Origin of the sequence: Acinetobacter sp. USHLN143 (assembly GCF_037145695.1) — a bacterium.
GTDB lineage: Bacteria > Pseudomonadota > Gammaproteobacteria > Pseudomonadales > Moraxellaceae > Acinetobacter > Acinetobacter fasciculus.
In genome coordinates, this window is the sequence record NZ_JBBCWZ010000042.1 from 1 (window position 1) to 20,947 (window position 20,947).

Annotated in this window: 18 protein-coding genes and 2 pseudogenes; 7 read left to right on the forward strand and 13 right to left on the reverse strand. The window is 43.9% G+C overall.

What is annotated here, in order from left to right; genetic code table 11:
* From WFH18_RS11235 to WFH18_RS11255, 5 genes and pseudogenes are all read left to right on the forward strand, one after another.
* A pseudogene (locus WFH18_RS11235) lies at positions 1 to 83 on the forward strand (IS1 family transposase); the annotation flags it as partial.
* A 27-nt stretch (positions 84 to 110) separates the two neighbouring features.
* A pseudogene (locus tag WFH18_RS11240) lies at positions 111 to 1,448 on the forward strand (TolC family protein); the annotation flags it as partial.
* 11 nt (positions 1,449 to 1,459) lie between these two features.
* Positions 1,460 to 2,590 carry an HlyD family secretion protein gene (locus tag WFH18_RS11245; protein ID WP_164543190.1) on the forward strand — a complete coding sequence of 377 codons (1,131 nt, stop codon included), beginning with the start codon at positions 1,460 to 1,462 and terminating at the stop codon, positions 2,588 to 2,590.
* A complete protein-coding gene (locus tag WFH18_RS11250; protein WP_164543191.1) occupies positions 2,590 to 3,720 on the forward strand; it encodes an ABC transporter permease in 1,131 nt (376 codons plus the stop codon). Before WFH18_RS11245 ends, WFH18_RS11250 begins: the two co-directional genes overlap by 1 nt.
* Complete coding sequence (locus tag WFH18_RS11255; RefSeq protein WP_164543192.1) at positions 3,717 to 4,817, forward strand: ABC transporter permease; 1,101 nt, start codon at positions 3,717 to 3,719, stop codon at positions 4,815 to 4,817. Before WFH18_RS11250 ends, WFH18_RS11255 begins: the two co-directional genes overlap by 4 nt.
* A 27-nt stretch (positions 4,818 to 4,844) precedes the next feature.
* On the opposite strand, the gene WFH18_RS11260 is transcribed toward WFH18_RS11255, so the two are convergent.
* The 6 genes from WFH18_RS11260 to WFH18_RS11285 form a co-directional block, all read right to left on the reverse strand.
* Positions 4,845 to 5,270 carry a hypothetical protein gene (locus WFH18_RS11260; RefSeq protein WP_004280487.1) on the reverse strand — a complete coding sequence of 142 codons (426 nt, stop codon included), beginning with the start codon at positions 5,268 to 5,270 and terminating at the stop codon, positions 4,845 to 4,847.
* Between the two features lie 68 nt (positions 5,271 to 5,338).
* Positions 5,339 to 8,320, reverse strand: coding sequence for a DNA gyrase subunit A (gene gyrA / locus WFH18_RS11265; protein WP_121980036.1), 2,982 nt, complete (start codon positions 8,318 to 8,320; stop codon positions 5,339 to 5,341).
* A 320-nt stretch (positions 8,321 to 8,640) separates the two neighbouring features.
* Positions 8,641 to 9,300 carry a hypothetical protein gene (locus WFH18_RS11270; RefSeq protein ID WP_121980037.1) on the reverse strand — a complete coding sequence of 220 codons (660 nt, stop codon included), beginning with the start codon at positions 9,298 to 9,300 and terminating at the stop codon, positions 8,641 to 8,643.
* Between the two features lie 180 nt (positions 9,301 to 9,480).
* Positions 9,481 to 10,413, reverse strand: a complete 933-nt coding sequence (locus WFH18_RS11275) for an FAD-binding protein (RefSeq protein ID WP_005252481.1) — start codon at positions 10,411 to 10,413, stop codon at positions 9,481 to 9,483.
* A gap of 18 nt (positions 10,414 to 10,431) precedes the next feature.
* Positions 10,432 to 11,184 (reverse strand): electron transfer flavoprotein subunit beta/FixA family protein, encoded by a 753-nt coding sequence (locus tag WFH18_RS11280; protein ID WP_004280496.1) that lies wholly within the window; start codon positions 11,182 to 11,184, stop codon positions 10,432 to 10,434.
* A gap of 523 nt (positions 11,185 to 11,707) precedes the next feature.
* A complete protein-coding gene (locus WFH18_RS11285) occupies positions 11,708 to 12,313 on the reverse strand; it encodes a LysE family translocator (RefSeq protein WP_004645711.1) in 606 nt (201 codons plus the stop codon).
* 112 nt (positions 12,314 to 12,425) lie between these two features.
* Between WFH18_RS11285 and WFH18_RS11290 the strand changes: the two genes are divergently transcribed.
* Positions 12,426 to 12,920 (forward strand): Lrp/AsnC family transcriptional regulator, encoded by a 495-nt coding sequence (locus tag WFH18_RS11290; protein ID WP_164543194.1) that lies wholly within the window; start codon positions 12,426 to 12,428, stop codon positions 12,918 to 12,920.
* 208 nt (positions 12,921 to 13,128) lie between these two features.
* Here the strand turns inward: WFH18_RS11290 and WFH18_RS11295 are convergent, their stop codons facing one another.
* The 7 genes from WFH18_RS11295 to WFH18_RS11325 form a co-directional block, all read right to left on the reverse strand.
* Positions 13,129 to 13,512: a hypothetical protein gene (locus tag WFH18_RS11295; protein ID WP_164543195.1), complete on the reverse strand. Its 384-nt coding sequence runs from the start codon at positions 13,510 to 13,512 to the stop codon at positions 13,129 to 13,131.
* A gap of 231 nt (positions 13,513 to 13,743) precedes the next feature.
* On the reverse strand, positions 13,744 to 14,679 hold the full coding sequence (gene xerA / locus WFH18_RS11300) for a site-specific tyrosine recombinase/integron integrase (RefSeq protein ID WP_071850642.1): 936 nt from the start codon (positions 14,677 to 14,679) through the stop codon (positions 13,744 to 13,746).
* Positions 14,680 to 15,285 carry an alpha/beta fold hydrolase gene (locus tag WFH18_RS11305; protein WP_164543196.1) on the reverse strand — a complete coding sequence of 202 codons (606 nt, stop codon included), beginning with the start codon at positions 15,283 to 15,285 and terminating at the stop codon, positions 14,680 to 14,682. It abuts the gene before it with no gap.
* Positions 15,286 to 15,372: 87 nt separating this feature from the next.
* Entirely contained in the window at positions 15,373 to 16,218 is an 846-nt protein-coding gene (dapF, locus tag WFH18_RS11310) for a diaminopimelate epimerase (protein ID WP_004645716.1), read from the reverse strand.
* Between the two features lie 12 nt (positions 16,219 to 16,230).
* Positions 16,231 to 17,475 (reverse strand): diaminopimelate decarboxylase, encoded by a 1,245-nt coding sequence (lysA, locus tag WFH18_RS11315; RefSeq protein WP_164543197.1) that lies wholly within the window; start codon positions 17,473 to 17,475, stop codon positions 16,231 to 16,233.
* 24 nt (positions 17,476 to 17,499) lie between these two features.
* A complete protein-coding gene (lptM, locus tag WFH18_RS11320) occupies positions 17,500 to 17,733 on the reverse strand; it encodes an LPS translocon maturation chaperone LptM (RefSeq protein WP_148334299.1) in 234 nt (77 codons plus the stop codon).
* 132 nt (positions 17,734 to 17,865) lie between these two features.
* On the reverse strand, positions 17,866 to 19,269 hold the full coding sequence (locus WFH18_RS11325) for an amino acid permease (RefSeq protein WP_164543198.1): 1,404 nt from the start codon (positions 19,267 to 19,269) through the stop codon (positions 17,866 to 17,868).
* 319 nt (positions 19,270 to 19,588) lie between these two features.
* Between WFH18_RS11325 and WFH18_RS11330 the strand changes: the two genes are divergently transcribed.
* Positions 19,589 to 20,935: an alanine/glycine:cation symporter family protein gene (locus tag WFH18_RS11330; protein WP_164543199.1), complete on the forward strand. Its 1,347-nt coding sequence runs from the start codon at positions 19,589 to 19,591 to the stop codon at positions 20,933 to 20,935.
* The last annotated feature ends 12 nt before the right edge of the window (positions 20,936 to 20,947 follow it).

Genomic DNA, 20,947 nt, shown 5'->3' on the forward strand with positions numbered 1-20,947 from the left:
GCTGCAACTTCTCCAAAAAGCTTGAAAATCATTTCAAAGCCTTTGATTTAGTGTTCTTTTATATCAATAATGGATTCGTTTAATGCCAGCATACTTTTTGAAACACCACCCAAAATTCTTATAGCAGCCAAGCCTATCAAAGTCTGGAACAGGCCTCAAAACTTGAAGCTGAAGCAGTAAAAGGCGTAGGTCTACCGCGTGTCGATCTGAATGTTCGTGCGTATGCCTTTCATAATGAACTCGATCTGCCTTTAGGTGCATTAAAAAATAATTTAGAGCAATCCTTAACGGATGGTGTCAATAATAGAATTGATGAACTGAACTTAGGAGGTCTGGCTGACCCACTAAAAAATAGTTTAAGACAACCTATTCAAAATGGGGTGGGCTTAATTCCTGATAGTTCGCATGTCGTGCTGGATGATCAGGTGATTCGTCCGACGGTTTCAATCATGATGCCGCTTTATACCGGTGGACTGACAAGCAGCGCCAAAGAAATCGCCAATATTCAGGTCGGTCGTAGTCAGCTCAGCAACAAACAGCAGCAAGACACGCAGCGTTTTGAACTGATTCAAAGTTATTTTAATGTACAGCTTCAAAAGCAACTGCATGCAGCTGCGCTGTTTAACCTGAATGCCATGCAGCAGCATTATCGCAATGCCTTAAAGATGGAACAGCAAGGTTTTATCAGTAAAGGCCAGCGTATGCAATTTGAAGTGGCACGTAATAATGCCGAGCGCAGCCAGCAAAACACGCAAGCCAATTTGAATGCTGCCCTGTTCCAGCTGAATAATCTGCTTCAGGAAAGTAGCATCACTGAGCTTTCGACGCCTTTATTTGTCAATAAAACCGAGCCACAGGCCTTAAATCATCTGCTAAAAACTTTTAGTCAGAACTCTGCGCTAATTCAAAAAATGCAGCTGGATACCCAATTGGCCCAAGCCAATGTGAAAGCCCAGCAAGCGGCAAAAAAACCGAATGTTTTTGCTTTTGGCGAATATAGTCTGGATCAAAATGAAAACTGGATTGTCGGGGTTGCCGCACGCTATAACCTGTTTTCCGGGATCGATAAAAACAAGAATATTCAGGCTGCCGAACTCAAACGCTCTGCAACAGAACTGCTTACTGCACGCACCCAGCAGGAAATTGAAAATCTGATTTATAAATCTTATAGCGAAGCACTTAGTGCACAGCAAAGTGATGTACTTCTGGCACAAAACTTGAAAGCCGCACAGGAAAATTTACGCATCCAAGAATTGTCTTTTAAAGAAGATACGGGCACCGCCACACAGGTCATCGATGCACAAAATATGCTGAGCGGATTACGAGCTGAAACTGCCTTGAATGCCTACAAATATGTGATGTCACTGGCCACCCTATTACAAAGCCATGGCTCGATTGCAGAATTTCCGAACTACATCCAACATACCAACACCCACTATATTCGCTAATGGAGCCGAACATGAACGAAGATCAAAAACCCAATGATCCTGTGAATGAAGCGGCTTCATCCAGCGATATAGAAAAATCTCCTGCGCAACAGGTAGAAACAAGAACTGGAATAGAAAATAATGCGGCGACTTCGACCGAGCATGAACAAGCTCCTGAAATCTCCAAAAAGAAAAAATATTTATTGCTTGCCCTGATTCCAATTCTACTGGCAGTCATCGCTTTTGGATTATGGAAAAGCTACCAACCGGCTCCGCTGGAATTGCAGGGTCGTGTAGAAGCTGAAACGGTTCAGGTGGCGACCAAAGTGCCAAGCCGTATTGAAGAAATCTATGTAGAAGAAGGTCAGCGGGTCAAAAAAGGCGATGTGCTGGTGCGCTTAAACAGCCCGGAAATTCAGGCCAAAAAACAGCAAGCCGTAGCGGCTTTACAATCTGCGCTAGCCTTACAATCGACTGCTGAACGTGGCTCGCAGGAAGAAAATATCGCCAGTCTGTATGCCAACTGGCAATCGCTGAAAGCACAGCAAAATTTAGCCAAAGTTTCTTATGAGCGTGGTGCAAATTTATTGAATGAAGGTGTGATTTCACGCCAGCGCCGTGATGAATTGTATGCAGCCAGTCAATCAGCGGCGCAAATGACAGAGGCGGCGTATCAGCAATATGCACGTGCCAAACGTGGCAGCACTTCGCAGCAAAAGAGTTCCGCCGATGCACAGGTAGATATTGCCCAGGCTGCGCTGGATGAAGCCAATGCTTTAGAAGCAGAAACCCAATTAGTAGCACCTGTAAACGGAACGGTGTCTAAAACCTATGGCAAAGTCTCAGAGCTGGTAGCCACCGCAGTCCCTGTGGTCAGCCTGATTGAAGATCAAATGTGGGTGAGCCTGAATATTCGTGAAGATCAATATGCCCCATTTCAGAAAATGAGCAGTATTGAAGGTTATATTCCCGCCCTAGATAAAACCGCTACTTTTAAAATCAAGCAGATCAGTGCCGAGGGCGAATTTGCCACCATTAAGACCACACGCCAAACCGGTGGTTATGATGTGCGCAGTTTTAAGCTGCATCTTGTGCCCGCACCAGCGATTCCTGAACTCAAAGTCGGGATGAGCGTGTTGTTTAAACTGAAAGAGACCCGATAATGTGGACGGGTATATGGCGCGAATTGCGCTATCTGCTCCGCGAAAAATGGGATCTGTGTCTGGTCACGCTCGCACCTGCACTGGTGATTATTTTATTCAGCAGCATGTTTGCTCAAGGGAAACCGGATCATTTACCGATTGCGATTATTGATCAAGACCAGAGTGCGCTGAGTCAAAGCATTTATCAGCATGTGGCGCTGAATCATACTCTTAAAATTGCTACGGTGTCGGAACAAACAGCTGAAATTGAGCGCCTGTTAAATCAAAATAAAATTTGGGGTTATATCCATATTCCCAGCGGTGCCGAGCAACGTCTGGTTCGTGCCCGGGATGCTGACATCAGTATTGCCTTTAACCAGAGTTATTTCAGTATCGGAAATACCATTTCCTCTGCCATGCTGGTCAGTACCCTGCAAGCACTGGCTGAATTTAGCGGACAGCAATATCTGGGCAACCGGTTACCCTCTCTCGAAGCACCGTCACCACATATCAAAATATCACCGCTGTACAATCCGCAGCTGAATTATGAATTCTATCTGGAACCCTATGTCATTCCGGCGATTCTGCATTTACTGCTGTGTTGTTGTGTGGCATTTTCCGTCGGTCAGGAACTGAAGCGACAGACCTTAATAAGCTGGATTAGCAACTCATCCATCTGGATGGCATTACTGTCTAAGAACCTGGTCTATGTGGCTATTTTTAGTGTGTGGACTTGGGCCTGGATGTTCTGGCTGATTGAAATTCGCGGCTGGTTTGTTGCCGGCTCGCTCAGCCTGATTCTATTGGCGCAATTTCTGCTATATAGCGCTTATGCATTTTTAAGCAGTGCAGTGGTTCTGGCAACCAAAGATTTAAGTAAATCTTTTGGCATCATTGCGGTCTATGGCGGTTCATCTTTAAGTTTTGCCGGTGTGACCCTTCCTTTAAATAATGCGCCCCTATTCACCCAGTTTTGGTCCAATATTATTCCGTTTACGCCCTATGCCAAATTACAAACTGAACAATGGGTGATTGGTAGTCCATTGCATATTTCACTGCAAGCTGGATTAATGCTGCTGATCTATGCCCTAGTCTACGCTCTGCTGGCTTATCTGTTTCTTAAAAAAATAGCTAAAGGAGCAGTCCAATGAAATCCCTCTGGTTTTACTATCTGCAAAGCTTCAAGGATATTGTCAGTCACGGCACGATCTTTACCACGCTGATTCTATCCGTCTTATTTTACAGCTTTTTTTATCCAACCGCTTATCAGGCACAGCAGGCTGAAGCCTTACCGATTATTATTGTCGATGAAGAACAAAGTAACTTAAGCACCCGTATTATTGGTCAGGTGGCACAAAGCCCCAATGTCGAAATTCAGGCGATTACCGGAAATTTTGCCGAAGCCAAACAATGGGTGGAGTCACAAAAAGCCGATGGCATTTTACTGCTGCCGGACAATTTATCGCAAAGCTTAAGGCATGGTGAAACAGGTGGCATTGGACTGTATGTAAGTACAGCCAACTTTTTAGTGACCAAACAAATTGGTCTGGGCTTAGCCACATCGGTTGAGCAAACTTTAGCAGACTATACTGAACGCTTTGGTGAGGTCTCGGATTTTTCACCTGCCCTTTCTGTGCATCAAATTCCTTTATTTAATCCACTGTCCGGCTATGGCAGTTATGTCTTTCCTGCGGTTGCACCTTTAATTATCCACCAAACCATTCTTTTGGGTTTGAGTATGCTGATTTTAGTATATCGGGAAAGAAAAGTAGAATTAAATACAAATGCGTTGATTGGAATGTGTTTAGCGGTCTTCACCATTGGCTGTCTGGGATGTTTCTATTTATTCGGCTTTAGCTTCTGGCTATTTGATTATCCGCGCGGTGGCAACCTGCTTGGAATGCTACTGGCTGTTCCGGTTTTTATCTACACGATAATTGGCATGACCTGCCTATTTGCCAGTTTTCTGGATCTGCCAGAACGTGCGGGTCATGTGATTGTATTCACTTCCATTCCACTGTTCTTTTTATCTGGTGCGGCCTGGCCACATGCTGCCATGCCTATCTGGATGCAAGTCGTTGGCGAAATCCTGCCTTCCACCCAAATTGTGCAGATGTTTATTCAACTCAATCAGATGGGTGTACCTACCGCACTGGTCTTACCTAAACTGCTCTATCTTGGAATGATCGGCAGCATGTGCTTTTTCTTGGCTTATCGACGTTTAATTTCTGGTCATCAAAGCAGATAGAACATTATAGCAATGCGCCTATTCCACTTATTTACTTGATTCGCCAAAGACCTGAATATTGAAATTACGAATCTTGTTGCTACCATTCGGCTTATCAAAACTCACATCATACTGAACCAGATTCTCCGGATAGGCAATTTCATAACTGACCTTATATTGTCCAGGCTGATTGGTTGCTTCTTCAATCTCTTTGGTCATTAAAGTCTTAGACTTGTATTCACCTTGAGGAATTGAACGTGAAAAGCGTTTCATCAGCTTTTCATTATCCTTAAACTGGGTTTGCAACTGCGGTTCTAACTGATCCAGAAATTCCTCATATTTCCCGTCACGCAAATCCTCATAAGCCAGCTGTGCCGCCTTTTCCTGTTCAGGACTCGGATTCGGAATATTGTCCATTGAATTACAGCCAGTCAATGCAACCGCTGCTGCCAACAACATTAATTTGGTTTTCATCGCTTACCCTTATGCAGTCAAGGTTTATAAAAAAGGACGCCGAAGCGCCCTTTTTATCAGTAAAAAACTTATTCTTCTACTGAATTTTCACCATCTTTTTCAACTTGCTCAGTTTCAGCTGCTGAATCTGTTTCTGCCACTAAAGCGTCTTCGCTTTCAATCGCTTCAACAAACTCATCTTCTTCAACAGCTTCGATTGAAACCACACCGACCAGCAATTCCTCATTACCTAAGCGGATCAGACGAACACCCTGTGCGTTACGACCAGTTTGCGCCACTTCAGATGCACGGGTACGAACCAGCGTACCGCCATCTGAAATCAGCATCAGTTCTTTAGACGCATCAATGGCAACAGCGCCCACCAATTGACCATTACGTTCAGAGGTCTTGATCGCAATCACGCCCTTACCGCCACGTTTCTTGGTCGGGAAGTCGTCTACTGGAGTACGTTTACCATAACCATTTTCAGATGCACACAGTACTTCGCCAGTTTCAGGTACAACCACCAGTGATACGATTCGGCTAATCAATGCTGAATCTGAACCATCTTCGTCATCAGACTCGATCTCAGTTTCGTCATTTTCTTCTAGCTGTGCAGCTGCACCAATGGTCACGCGCATACCGCGTACACCTTTGGCAGAACGCCCCATTGAACGTACATCCGTCTCTGCGAAGCGAATAGCTTTACCTTCATTCGAGAACAACATGATTTGCTGTTCACCGTCAGTAATCGCTACACCGATGAGGGTATCATCGCCATTCAGCTCAATCGCACGTAAACCGTTTGAACGAACATTCGAGAACTGTTCAAGCTCTACACGTTTAATCGTACCGTATTCAGTCGCCATAAACACATAGAAGTTTTTACGTACCGCTTCAGCCTGCTGAGCAAAGTCATTGATAATGTCATCATCAAGATCTGTTGCAGAAAGCTCCAAGCCCAACTGTTTCAATTGAATACGCAATGCATCAGAAATATCATCCGCACCATCTTCAGATTCTGTCAGCGCTGCTTCAAGCTCGGCAAAATGAGCATTGATCACTTCATTGGCTTGCAACTGCGCTGCATTGGCTTTGACAAATGCCTTGAAGGCAGCCAGACGTTCTTTGAATTTCTTCGGCGCGTCAATCACAGGCAAGATCGCAGTAATGGTCTCGTTTTCATCCAGTGGCAACAAATTCACCATTGGGCGACCTTTCGCACCACGTGATGCTTGCGGCACTTCATAGACTTTCAGACGATAGACCTTACCAACATTGGTAAAGCAAAGTACCGTCGCATGACTTGACGTCACAATCAGATGTTGAATGTAATCATCTTCTTTCATGCTGGTCGCAGACTTACCACGGCCACCACGACGCTGTGCAGCGTAGTCAGACAATGGTTGAGTTTTCGCATAACCTGATTTCGATACCGTCAGCACCATTTGCTCTTCAGGAATCAGATCTTCACGAGAGAAATCGATACGTGACTCGACAATCGACGTTTTACGTGCATCGCCATACTGCTGAAGAATTAATGCCAATTCTTCACGAATCACGTTCATCAACAGATTAAAGTCATTCAAAATTGCAGTCAGTTCAGCAATTTGTGACAGGATTTCACTATATTCAGCATGTAACTTGTCTTGTTCCAGACCAGTTAAACGATGCAAGCGAAGTTCCATAATTGCATTCACCTGGGTTGGTGACAGACGATAAATCTCGCCATCCAAACCAAACGGGCGACTTGGGTCTTCACCTTCAATCTCATCCGGACGCACAGAAACTGAACCGGCTTTTTCCAACAAGGCCAAAACACCGCCACCTGCCCACTCACCTGCCTGCAAACGCTCACGCGCTTCAGCCGGATTTGCAGAACTCTTGATGGTTTCGATGATGGCATCAATATTTGCCAGAGCAACGGTTAAACCTTCCAAGATATGACCACGTTCACGCGCTTTGCGTAATTCGAACATGGTACGACGCGTGACTACTTCCTGACGGTGACGGATAAACGCGGCAATGATGTCTTTCAGGTTCATCAATTTTGGTTGGCCATTGTCCAGGCAAACCATATTGATGCTGAAAGAGTTTTCAAGTTGCGTGTTCTGGAACAGGTTGTTCACGATCACTTCAGCGTTTTCACCACGCTTCAGGTCAATCGCGATACGCATACCGTCTTTGTCAGACTCATCACGAAGCTCTGAAATGCCTTCCAGTTTTTTCTCTTTAACCAGTTCTGCAATACGCTCAATGGTTTTTGCTTTATTGACCTGATATGGAATTTCAGTGAAGACAATCGTGGTACGGCCATTCTTCGGATCTTCTTCGAAATGGTATTTACCACGGATATGCAAACGGCCCTTACCGGTACGGTATGCATCGACGATGCCTGATTTACCGTAAATGATACCGCCTGTCGGGAAATCCGGACCAGAAATATGTTCCATCAACCCTTCGATACTGATCTGAGGATCATTAGCATAGGCCAGACACGCATTCACCACTTCAGTCATGTTATGCGGCGCCATATTGGTCGCCATACCGACTGCAATACCGGTAACACCATTAATCAATAAGTTCGGTACACGGGTTGGCATGACTTGAGGAATACGCTCAGAGCCATCGTAGTTGTCTTCCCACTCGACGGTATCTTTTTCAAGATCCGCTAACAGTTCGTGGGTCAGTTTACGCATACGTACTTCGGTATAACGCATGGCTGCTGCGCTATCGCCATCGACCGAACCGAAGTTACCTTGACCATCAACCAATTGGTAACGCAAGCTGAAATCTTGCGCCATACGTACAATGGTTTCGTATACGGCAGAATCACCATGCGGGTGATATTTACCAATCACGTCACCGACTACACGTGCAGACTTTTTATAAGCTTTGTTATAGTCATTGCCTAATTCGTGCATTGCGAAAAGCACACGACGATGAACAGGTTTTAAACCATCTCGTACATCGGGCAATGCACGTGACACAATCACGCTCATCGCATAATCGAGATATGAGCTTTTAAGTTCATCCTCAATGGCAATCGGTCTAATTTCCGATACGCTCATGCATACTCCTTATTCTACAAGCCAATTTTGGCTTGTATTTATATGTCGTAAAACTAGCAAAATCATTAACTCAAACGACTGAGTTAAAAACTAAAATACAGCCCTAAATTATAGCATAAACACTTGTATTTTTGTGTCGAAATATTCAGCTTAACCTTGTTAATTATCTTCATTTTAGTGATCATTTTCTTGTTATTTGAAAACCGAAAATCAGCGCATCCAGACAGGATTTTTCAATACCCAAAATTTTGAGAAATACAGGAGTACAAAAACAAAATGCGCCAATCAACTGGCGCATCTTCATCGTTTTTTCTATATTTTTATTGTGCCTGGTTCAGTACTTTACGATAGCTCAGCACGGCCACAATCAATAAAACTGGCAATAACATTTCTACCCCTTCCTCAATGGTCATAATCATGATTTGAGTATGTGGCACCAACTGGATGCCGAATTCTTCTTTCAGGGTTGAGGTCGTGCGATCGAGCACTTTGCTCAGTCCGCCACAGGCAATGGTGAGAAAGATAAAAAAATGTGCAATATTCAAAGAATTCTTCATGCTTCGTATGGTTTGAACCAGCTTTTTCGCCAGTACCAGAAAGACAAAAATAATGCCGAGCAATAAAATAAATCCGAGCAGCTTATCCATGAGCGGAATTTCAGCACTGCGATAGAAATTAGTTTTGATAAAACTCATTTCAAACACCTGCTTATGGAAATCCATTTCCCGTAATCCCAACAATGTCGCTGCTATAGCCGTAAACACTCGGGTATTAGGTTTGATTTCAACATTAAGCAAACACAGCACTGCCAGCAAGTACCATAACCATGGACTCATGACTTCAAAAGCGCCTGATTCACTAAATAAATACTGAGTCACCGCAGGCGGTGCATTCAGGGCAGTATGAATGCAAATACCCAGATAAAGCGCAATCAGCAGAAAACTAATGAACAGGATATGGGCGGCTTTGGAAAAGGACATGATTAAAAACAGGAGAAAAACCAAACCGGAATTTTATCACTTTTCACGCAAATGAAATACTCTAGTTTCGACTGCCGAGTATTTTTAAAATTTTTGCATAAAAAAAACGCCCTTGGACAAAACAGTAAAGCATTGCTTTCACTGCTTGCACAAGAGCGTATTTTGAACCCGATTCAGAAATTAGATTTTAGAAACCAATTCTGGAATTACAGTGTTCAGGTCACCGACTAACCAGTAGTCAGCGACTGCATTGATTGGCGCTTCTTCATCTTTGTTGATCGCAACGATCACTTTAGATTCTTTCATACCAGCCAAATGCTGAATCGCACCAGAGATACCTACAGCGATGTACAGGTCAGGTGCAACGATTTTACCAGTTTGACCCACTTGCATATCGTTTGGTACGAAGCCAGCATCTACCGCAGCACGTGATGCACCTTGAGCAGCACCAAGCTTGTCGGCCAATGGATCAAGGATCTTGTGATAGTTCTCACCAGAACCTACACCACGACCACCAGAAACCACAATACGCGCAGCTGTCAGTTCAGGACGTTCAGATTTTACGATTTCTTCGTTGATAAACTTAGAAATACCCGCATCACCCGTAGACGCAGCAGCTTCAACAGCAGCAGAACCACCCTCAGCAGCTACAGCATCAAATGCTGTACCACGAACAGTCGCCAATACGATGCTTTCGCCTGATTCTACAGTCGCAATTGCGTTACCTGCATAGATCGGACGTTTGAAAGTCTTAGGACCATCTACCGCGATGATGTCAGTGATCATGCTTACGTCAAGAAGCGCAGCTGCACGTGGCAAAATGTTTTTACCAGTTGTTGTAGAAGCAGCAAGGATATGTGTATAGCCTTTACCTAATTCAGCAACAAGTTTAGCCACATTTTCAGCCAATTGGTTTGCATAAGCAGCGTCATCAGCAAGTAATACTTTGCTTACACCCGCAACTTTAGCCGCTTGGTCAGCAACTGCCTGAGCGCCAGAACCAGCAACCAATACAGTGATATCACCACCGATTTTTTGCGCTGCAGCAACAACGTTTAAAGTAGCAGCGTTTAATGCTTTGTTGTCGTGCTCAGCGATAACTAAAATACTCATGATTTTTATCCTTCTGTATTAGATCACTTTCGCTTCGTTTTTCAATTTTTCTACAAGCTCGTCTACAGACTTCACTTGTACGCCAGCTTTACGCTCTGCAGGTGATTCAACTTTCACTGTTTTCAGTTTAGTTGCAGGGTTTACACCGAAATCTGCAGGTGACTTGGTATCCAGCGGTTTTTTACGCGCTTTCATGATGTTTGGAAGTGCCGCATAACGAGGCTCGTTCAAACGCAAGTCCGTGGTAATGATTGCTGGAAGTTTCAGCTCAACAGTTTGTAAACCGCCGTCTACTTCACGTGTTACTTGTACTTTATCGCCATCTACTTTTACTTCAGAAGCGAATGTACCTTGACCTGCACCCATTAGAGCGCCAAGCATCTGACCAACCTGATTCGAGTCATCATCAATTGCTTGCTTACCCAGAAGGATCAATTGTGGTTGTTCAGCGTCAACAACGCCTTTCAGAATTTTAGCGATTTCCAGCGCACCCAGTTGGCTGTCATCAGCTTCAACCAGAATACCGCGGTCAGCACCAAGCGCCATTGCAGAACGGATCTGTTCTTGGGCTTCTTTAGGACCAATAGAAACAACAATGATTTCTGAAACAGTTCCTTTTTCTTTTAAACGAACCGCTTCTTCCACTGCGATTTCACAGAATGGATTAATTGACATTTTAACGTTAGTTAAGTCAACACCACTGTTGTCCGGTTTAACACGAACTTTAACGTTGGCATCAACCACACGTTTTACAGCAACAAGAGCCTTCATGTAATCCTCGGCTGTTTTAGCAAATGTAAATGTTGAGAAAAGTTAGTGTAACTCTTCACTTAAATTTTTTTAGGTGCCCTATCTTGCAATGTGTACGGCATTTCGGTCAAGTCACAATTCAACAAAGAGGTGTAAAAATGCGTAATTTTCCCTGAACGATGCGTTCACAATTAATTGTTATCGTTTTATTACAATGAAATGTATCAATATTTACTTAAAATTTAATTATTGATTTATATTATTTTTTTATCTGATTAATCACATCAGAAGTTTTGATTGATCACATTTAATTTAAATTGATTTAAAGCAGCTTGAAGCAAAACAGCCGGAATATACGTATGTCAGCTTTTGTCATTTTGGACAGAACTATTTTTGAGAGCGAATTAAACCTAATATAAAGACAAATTGACCAAATAATAATCCAGCGCATTGAATTCTACGCCGACAAAGTGAATATTTAATTTCAAATCTTCGCAATTATAAAAAAAGCATACTGCGAACAGTATGCTTCTTTGCAACCAGATTAATTGATGATGAGCCAGCTTGCAGCAAGTGCCAGTAAACCACCAGAAGTTCCATCCACCCATTTTTGTTTACGTTCATCCATTTGGGTTTTCTGGCTGATTTTGCTGAACAAAATACTTAAGCTACAATACACTACAAAAATCAGACTGATAAAAATAAAGGACAGGATCAAACCTTGGCTGACAGTATTGGCGGATTTATCAATAAACTGCGGCAAAATCGCAAAATAAATCAACATGCCTTTTGGATTTAACAGCGCAGTAAAAAAACCTTTTTTAATCGGATTGGCTGAGGTCTTTTTCTCAATGTTCAGCGCTTTTTTACTGAATACCGATTTGAGCAAATTAAAGGCCAAATACAACAGATACGCAATCCCAAGCCAGCGAATTGTTTCAAACAGCACCGGAAAAGAGATAATAATAGCCGCAATTCCGAGTGCCACCAGAATAGAATGCACCAGATAACCGCAACACACCCCTAAGGTTGCCATCATGCCTGCTTTTGCATCTTTACCCATCACTTGAGACAGGATAAATAACATATCGGGTCCAGGCGTAAAAATCAGGGGAAGCACGGTCAGTGCAAAGAGTACAAATACAGACATTTCCTTTTCCTTTCAAACTCCAGAAAGTGAAACAAGTATCTGCGATTTTTTACAAAATTGGCTTTCAATTTATTTTATAATAAGTATTATTTTTCGAATATTATTCTAATTTATGAAAATATCCACCAAGTCTGTGCGGGTAAAACTTGATCGAATTGATAAAAATATCATTCAACATTTACAGGCCAATGGCCGTATTCAGAATAATGATCTGGCACGTGAAATCGGACTTTCACCTTCATCCTGTTTACGCCGGGTAAAATTACTGGAAGATGCAGGCGTGATTCAGAATTACACGACTATTGTCGACCAACAAAAAATTGGTTTTCAGCTGATTTTATTTTCACGCATCTGGTTAGTCGGTCAGGATGCCGAAACCATTGATACCTTTATTGAGGCGATGAAAGAACTGCCTCAGGTGATGGAGTGCTACATTATTTTGGGAGAGAGCGATGCCATGTTGAAAGTCGTGGTGCCTGATCTGGAAAGTTATCGCAAATTCCAGTCCACACATCTAACTAAAAAAAATGGTATTACCAGTGTCAAAACGGATTTACCCAGCCAGATTATTAAACAGAGTTTCCAGCTGCCTTTAGAAGATTTATAGGCAAACTGATTTTAGACAACGACGCTATGTTCTTAATTTAAGATTTGCATAATGGTAGCTTGCTTAAACCATAACCTGTGCTGCAAGCGCATAGATTACAAGTTCTACTATAAGAAAAGGTTGCCTATAGAAGACAACCTTTTCCTCGTGAACAAAGCCAAACCACAGGACTGAATCTTATTATTATGCTGTGTGGATACTTCAGAATTTACTCAGTTTCTTGTGCTAAAAAATCACGATGTACATGGCTTAAATCTACCAGCTCATAGTCTGCCAATTCAAAAATTTGCCAAATTGCAATCGCATCTTCTTTTAAATCGACTGCCTGGGTCGCACGATTCGACAATTGCCATTGCAAATCAGAAATCCATAAATAGTATTGTCCAGTCGCCGCATTAAAGGCCTGAACTTTTCCATCGGCATTAATCCCTTGAATGATGGCGCCTTCAGGTAAGGTCGCTTCAAGATTGGGTAAGCTAATTTCCACAAAATGCTTGATTTGTCGCAGCCCATAACCCGCAAACATTTCTTTTTGAGCTTCACTTAACTGTGCATATTTTTGCTCAATATCTGCAATTACCAGTGTGTCCATATCACCTCCCATCGGTCAAATACTGAGACACTGCTCAGCAATATTTCATTTTAAATATTAAATACTAGTTATTGTTATACCTGAAATGGCGCATTTAACGAATAAGACAATAGTGAAATGCTTACCCGAACGCCAATGTTCAGTTCAATTCCATTTTAAGGTTTATATATGAAAGTTTTGTGCCAAAAATACAATTTTCATGATTTTTATTCTTTAAAACTGGGCACATGATCAATCTTCTTTATGCTGCGCACGCGGATGGGCCTGATCATAAATCTGGGCCAGATGATCAAAATCGACGTGGGTATAAATTTGCGTGGTGGTTAAATTGCTGTGACCTAGCATTTCCTGCACCGCACGTAAGTCCCGGCTATTCGACAACATATGACTGGCAAAACAATGTCTCAATAAATGCGGATGTAAATCCACATTGACACCTGCGCGCTGCGCCTGAAATTTGACCCGATTTTCAATTTGTCGTGCACCGAGCGGATTGCCTTTCTGGGTAATAAATACATTCGCCTCCGGCACAAAATCACCATTCCATAAAGGATAGATTTGCAGCCAGGCCATCACGCTGTCTTTGGCCTTGGAGCCAAAAGGTACAATCCGGGTCTTATTGCCTTTACCAGTAATGCGTAATAACTGCCGGTTGAAATCAATATCTTTAATTCTCAGGCTTTGCAGTTCTGCCAGACGCAACCCACTGGAATAAAGCAATTCCAAAATCGCTTTGTCCCGGAGCCACATTTGCTGTTGTATTTCATTTTCTGGCGCAGGCTGATCAATAATCTGATTGACGGTTTCAATATCCACCATGCCCGGCAAAGGACGCGATTGACGTTTTAACTGAAAATCATCCGCCGGATTAAAAGCCATATGCTGAGCCTGCTCGGCCCATTTCATAAACTGGCGAATGGCTGAAAGCATACGTTGCAAACTGCTGGGACTCAGCTGATGCTGTTCGACTTTCTCAGCCAGAAACTGACGTAAATCGGTGGCTTCTACATCGTTTAAATTGAGCTGCTCACGCTGGCAAAACTCTAAAAAATCCGAGACATCACGCTCATAAGCTTGCAAGGTATGTTTGGACTGGTTTTGAATTTCACGTTCTTTCAGCCACATGTTGAGCAAGAGTTGAGGTGGGACAATCACTGCTTGCTCCATTTAGAGTTGCTCCAGATAATCTTGAATCAGCATTGCAACCTGATCTGCATGAGTATTGGCAAAGAAATGATCTCCACCTTGGATAATATGCAGTTTTGCATTTTTAAAAATTCCTGCCAAGTATTGTCCAAGCTGAACAGTGCTTAAAGGATCATGATCTCCCCAGATCAGCAAGATCGGAACGTCCAGACTTGCGAGCTGAACGCGGCTAAATTCAGTTTGGTCTTGTTCAAACCAGTCCGGCATTGTTTTGAACAGTTCACGATAATCTGTTCGCCAGTCTGCACAATGAAATGTTTTTAAATCCAGACCACCAGATGTCGCCAACAATACCAGCCCTTTGACTTTCTGTGGATGCTTAAGTGCCAACCCAACGGCCAAGACACCGCCCATAGACTGGGCAATCAGAATAGAATCGTCCTCAATTTTTTCTTTCACGAATTCTTGCAGATCATACAGCTTTTGAGTGGCTAAATTTGGCACTATGCTATCAAAACCCGGATAGGCAATGACTTGCTGATCTGTATATTCGGTTAATGCTGCTCTTAATGGCTGCCAAAAGTGCTGGCTTCCTGAAGCACCCGGCAGGAACACAAGCTTAGTCATCTCGTTCAAATTCTACGGTTTTTCCCATGCTAGCATAAAAAAAGCACCATCGATCAGACAGTGCTTCTTTCTCAAGCGGAACCAGGCTTAACCCTGGAAATAACGTAAATCCAGACGTCCTTCATACACAGTCGCCGTTGGTCCGGTCATCCAGACCACATCACCTTCTTTCCATTCAATTTGCAGCTTGCCGCCTGCCAGTTCAACTTCGACTTTACTCGACAGCAGACCACGACGCATACCTGAAATTGCGGCAGCACAGGCACCTGTACCACAAGCTAAGGTCTCGCCTACACCACGCTCGTACACACGTAAACGTGCATGTTTTTCATCAATAATCTGCATAAAGCCAGCATTGACTCGTGCCGGGAAGCGCGCATGTGATTCAACTTGTGGACCAATACGTGCGACATCGGCAGCAATCACATCCGGTACGATTGTCACCGCATGTGGATTCCCCATATTGACCACATCAATGGTCAGCTTTTCACCGCCAGCAAGATCGATGTCATACAGGCTCTCCGGCGCATCAGCTACAAATGGAATTTCCTGAGGCAAAAATTTTGGATAACCCATATTGACCCGTACCCAACCATTTGCACCCAATTCCGGCTCTACAATACCAGATTTGGTTTGTACCTTGATTTTGGTTTTGGTCGTGAGCTGACGATCATGTACAAATTTGGCAAAACAGCGCACGCCATTGCCACATTGTTCCACTTCTGAACCATCGGCATTAAAAATCCGATATTTAAAGTCTGCACTTGGGACATCGGGTGGCTCAACCACCAAGAGTTGATCAAAACCAATGCCAAAGTTACGATTGGCCAAACGCTGAATGGTCAAAGTGTCTAAATAAGCACGCTGGCTGATCAGATCAACCACCATAAAGTCATTGCCCAGACCATGCATCTTGGTAAATTCTAATAACATCCTGATTTATCCTTAAGGCAATAAACGCTCACGTTCCCAAAGTGATTCAATCGTCTCACGTTCACGAATCAAATGCGCCTGATCAGCATCGACCATTACTTCAGCAGCACGACCACGGCTGTTGTAATTTGAACTCATCACAAAACCGTATGCACCCGCGCCAAGCACTGCTAGCACATCATTTTCCGTGATCGCAAGCTCGCGCTCTTTACCCAGAAAATCACCAGTTTCACAGATCGCGCCCACAACATCCCATTCTTTCGTTTCGACATCGGTACGAGGTGTAACGGATTGAATGTCCATCCATGCTTCATATAAAGCAGGACGAATCAGGTCATTCATCGCGGCATCAATAATCGCGAAATTACGATGATTGGTTGGCTTCAACAGATCCACTTTAGTCAGCAACACACCCGCATTAGCAGAAATACTACGTCCCGGTTCCATATACACTTTCAAGCCCAATTTTTCTAAAGCTGGACGTAGCGCATTGGCATATTCTTCAACCGACGGCGGGGTTTCATCTTTATACGTCACACCCAAACCACCACCGATATCGATATGTTTAAGGTGAATGCCCAGCTCTTTCAACTGGTCGATCATGACAATGACACGATCCAGTGCATCCACAAATGGCTGGGTTTCAGTCAACTGTGAACCGATATGGCAGTCGATTCCGACCACATCCAGATTTGGCAATGAAGCCGCATATTGATAGGTTTCGAACACGCTATCAGATGGGATACCGAATTTATTTTCTTTTAAGCCGGTTGAAATATAAGGATGGGTTTTGGCATCGACATCCGGATTCACGCGCAATGAAATCGGTGCTTTGACATTTAATTCAGCTGCAACTTTCTGGATACGATCCAGCTCGGCATAAGATTCGACGTTAAAGCAGGCAATCCCGACTTCCAACGCTTTTTTGATATCCGCTTCAGATTTGCCCAGGCCCGAAAATACGATTTTCGAAGGCTCACCACCGGCTTTCAGCACACGCGCCAATTCACCACCGGTCACAATATCAAAACCGGCACCCTGTTTGGCCAATACATTCAATACCGCAAGATTAGAGTTGGACTTTACCGCAAAACAGATTTGATGGTGGATAAAATCAAAAGCACGATCCATATCTAAAAAATGCTTTTCCAAAGTGGCTTTAGAATAAACATAGAGTGGTGTGCCGAATTGCTCCGCGAGCTGTTGTAATGAACATTGCTCAGCGTGCAATACCCCATTAATGCGGGTGAAACTCATGAAGGTATCCTTTCTGTGAAAGCGTTATGGTGTGGTTTTAACGTCTGAATCAGCAGGTGCAGCAAACTGTTGTTGCACGGGTGCCTCGCGTTTTTCATCGGACGCTTTAGGCTCAGTTTCAGTATTTTTGTATAACAGATACTTGGCACGCTTGTCGTAATTCGGATCATTCGGCAAGTGCAAAGCACCTGACTGTCCACAACCTGCAAGAACAAGACCTGTCGCTAAGATACTGATGTAGCAAATGACTTGGCGCATCTGACCACCTAATGTAATAGTTTCGATGAAGTATAACGCGATCATTCGGCATGACCCAAGCGTTAAACGCTAGAGAGTATCTTTAGACAAAAAAAAACGCCAGCAGATCGCTGACGTTTTTATTGATAAGGTTTATTTATGTTTCTGTTTATAGAAACCAAAATAGCCAATGATCAGCAGGATAAACCAGATCGGACTGATCATCAGTGCCTGACGAGTATCCTCTTCCAGCGCCAAAACCACGATCATGCTCAGGAAGAAAATAATCACGACCCAACAAGTCAATAAACCACCTGGCAGCTTAAAGGTCGATTTGGCATGCAGCTCTGGACGTGTTTTGTAATACACGATATAGCTCCAGATAATGATGATCCAGACACAAATAAACAGAATCGTGGATAAAGTCGTGGCCAAGGTAAAGGCCCGAACAGTATCCGGAACGAAATACTGCAGTGCTGCACCCAGCAACAAACATACCGCCGAGAAATACAAGGCATTGGCAGGGACCGCACGACGGTTCAGACGACCAAAAGCCATCGGTGCCTGCTCTTCACGCGACAGGCCAAACAGCATACGGCTGGTCGAGAATACGCCACTGTTCATCGATGACATCACCGAGGACAATACCACCAGGTTCATGATGATCGCAGCCGCGGCAATGCCAGCCTGACTGAACAGGTTTACAAACGGCGAGACATTCGGGTCAATCTGGTTCCATGGAGTTACTGACATCACAATTAGCAGTGCCAAAACATAGAAAATAATGATACGGATCGGAATAGAGTTCACTGCTTTTGGCAGGTTCTTTTCCGGATCTTTAGTTTCAGCCGCGGTAGTACCCACCAGCTCTACCCCGACAAAGGCAAAGATGGCAATCTGGAAACCGGCCAGGAAGCCCATGGCACCCGTCGGGAACAAACCGCCATGCTCCCAGATGTGAACAAAGGATGCGACCGTACCGGCATCATTGGTAAAGCCAGTAAATACCATCCACAAGCCAACGGCAATCAGCACCACAATGGCGATAATTTTGACCAGGGCAAACCAGAATTCCATTTCACCAAACAGTTTTACCGTGACCAGATTCAGCCCCATGATAAACACAATCGCGGCAACACTGATCATGACGCCTTCTTCAGGGCTAAAGGGCAAGCCATTATTGAAGAATTGCAGATAGTAAATAATGGCTGACAGATCTGCGATCCCGATGGTGATCCAGCACAGCCAGTAGGTCCAGCCGACAAAGTATCCGGCCCAAGGCCCGATCAGATCCGTGGCAAAATCAATAAAAGATTTATATTGCAAATTGGAGAGTAAAAGTTCACCCAGTGCACGCATCACCAGAAAGACCATAAAACCGATGATCATATAGATCACCAGAATCGAAGGACCTGCGAGACTGATGGTTTTACCCGAACCCATAAACAGGCCAGTTCCGATGGCGCCCCCAATGGCAATTAACTGTAGGTGCCGATTGGACAAACTCCGCTTTAATTCACCGTGCTCTGCCGACGAATTGTTATATTTTTCTGACATTATTAATTACAACTTTGAGTTTTACTCGCGACAAATTAACGTAAAAAATGCTGAATACAAAAATAAAATTTGCATCATTTGTATTTCCTGATTAATTGAAGAAGTTAATTTATTTTTCTTATATCACTCTCCAGTTACATTTCTGCTTTATTTTTGACCTGCGATATTCCAGTAATTTCTTGTCAAATTTTTAAAACTGTGTAAAAAATAGAACACTATTCAGCCAATTTATGCATTCAGGATGAATGCATCTGGCATAGCAATTGCTTTTTAATCAATTCCTCGAACTACACAGACATGGATCAATAAGAAGAATTTTATGCAAAATTTACAAAGTTTAATGGAAACTTTAAGCGGCTGGGTCTGGGGCCCTTATATGCTAGTACTGATTGTCGGTACCGGGATCTTCCTTACCTTCCGTTTATTGTTCTGGCAGTTCCGCATGTTGCCCCTAGCTTTTAAACAGGTCTTTGGCAAGCATCCTGACCATTCAGGGGACATTTCCCAATTCGCCTCATTGATGACCGCACTCTCTGCCACGATTGGTACCGGTAATATTGCCGGCGTAGCCACTGCCTGTGTTCTCGGTGGTCCAGGCGCCGTGTTCTGGATGTGGATGACCGCCCTGTTTGGTATGGCGACCAAATATGGCGAAGGTGTTCTGGCAGTCAAATACCGAGTGAAAAATGAGAAAGGTGAAATGTCCGGTGGTCCGATGTACTACATCGAGCGTGGTCTGAAATGGAAATGGCTGGCGCTGATTTTTGCCTTGTTCGGGACACTGGCTTCTTTTGGGATCGGCAGTTCAGTACAGTCCAATACCGTTGCGCTGGCGGTTCAAAACAGCTTGGGCATCGAAACCTGGATGACGGGGATCATTATCACTGCCTTTTCCGCCTTGGTGATTTTAGGCGGGATTAAATCGATTTCCAAAGCGTCTTCTGTGATCGTGCCGATTATGGCGGTGGGCTATGTCGCGGGTGGCCTGATTATTATTTTAAATAATCTGGAACTGGTGGGTCCGGCACTGAAAATGATTTTCACCTATGCCTTTACCGGTGAAGCTGCAGTAGGCGGTGCAATTGGTGCAGCGATTCGTTATGGTGTGGCACGTGGGGTCTTCTCCAATGAAGCCGGCATGGGTTCTGCGCCGATTGCGGCCGCAGCAGCAAAAACCGATCATCCGGCCCGTCAAGGTCTGGTGTCTATGACCGGTACTTTTATTGATACCATTATTGTCTGCTCGATTACCGGTATTGTTCTGGTCATGGGCTATATCATGGCTGGCAATGACTTTGGTGGTCAAACTGGTGCGGTACTGACCATTGGTGTGTTCGACAAGCTGCTGCCGGGTGTCGGCGGTTGGGTGGTCACTTTCGGTATCATTTTCTTCGCCTATTCCACCATTTTAGGCTGGAGCTACTACGGCGAAAAATGTGCCACCTATTTGCTCGGTGAAAAATTCGTGCTGCCGTATCGTATTATTTATATCGCCTCGGTATTTATTGGCTGTGTGGCAACCCTTGATCTGGTCTGGCTATTCGCCGATACCTTTAACGGTCTCATGGCCGTGCCAAACTTAATCGCCTTGTTATTGCTCTCTGGAGTCATTGCCAAGGAATCGAAAGACTTCATTGCACGACGTAAATCTGGTGAACTTTATTAACAGATGAGTGGT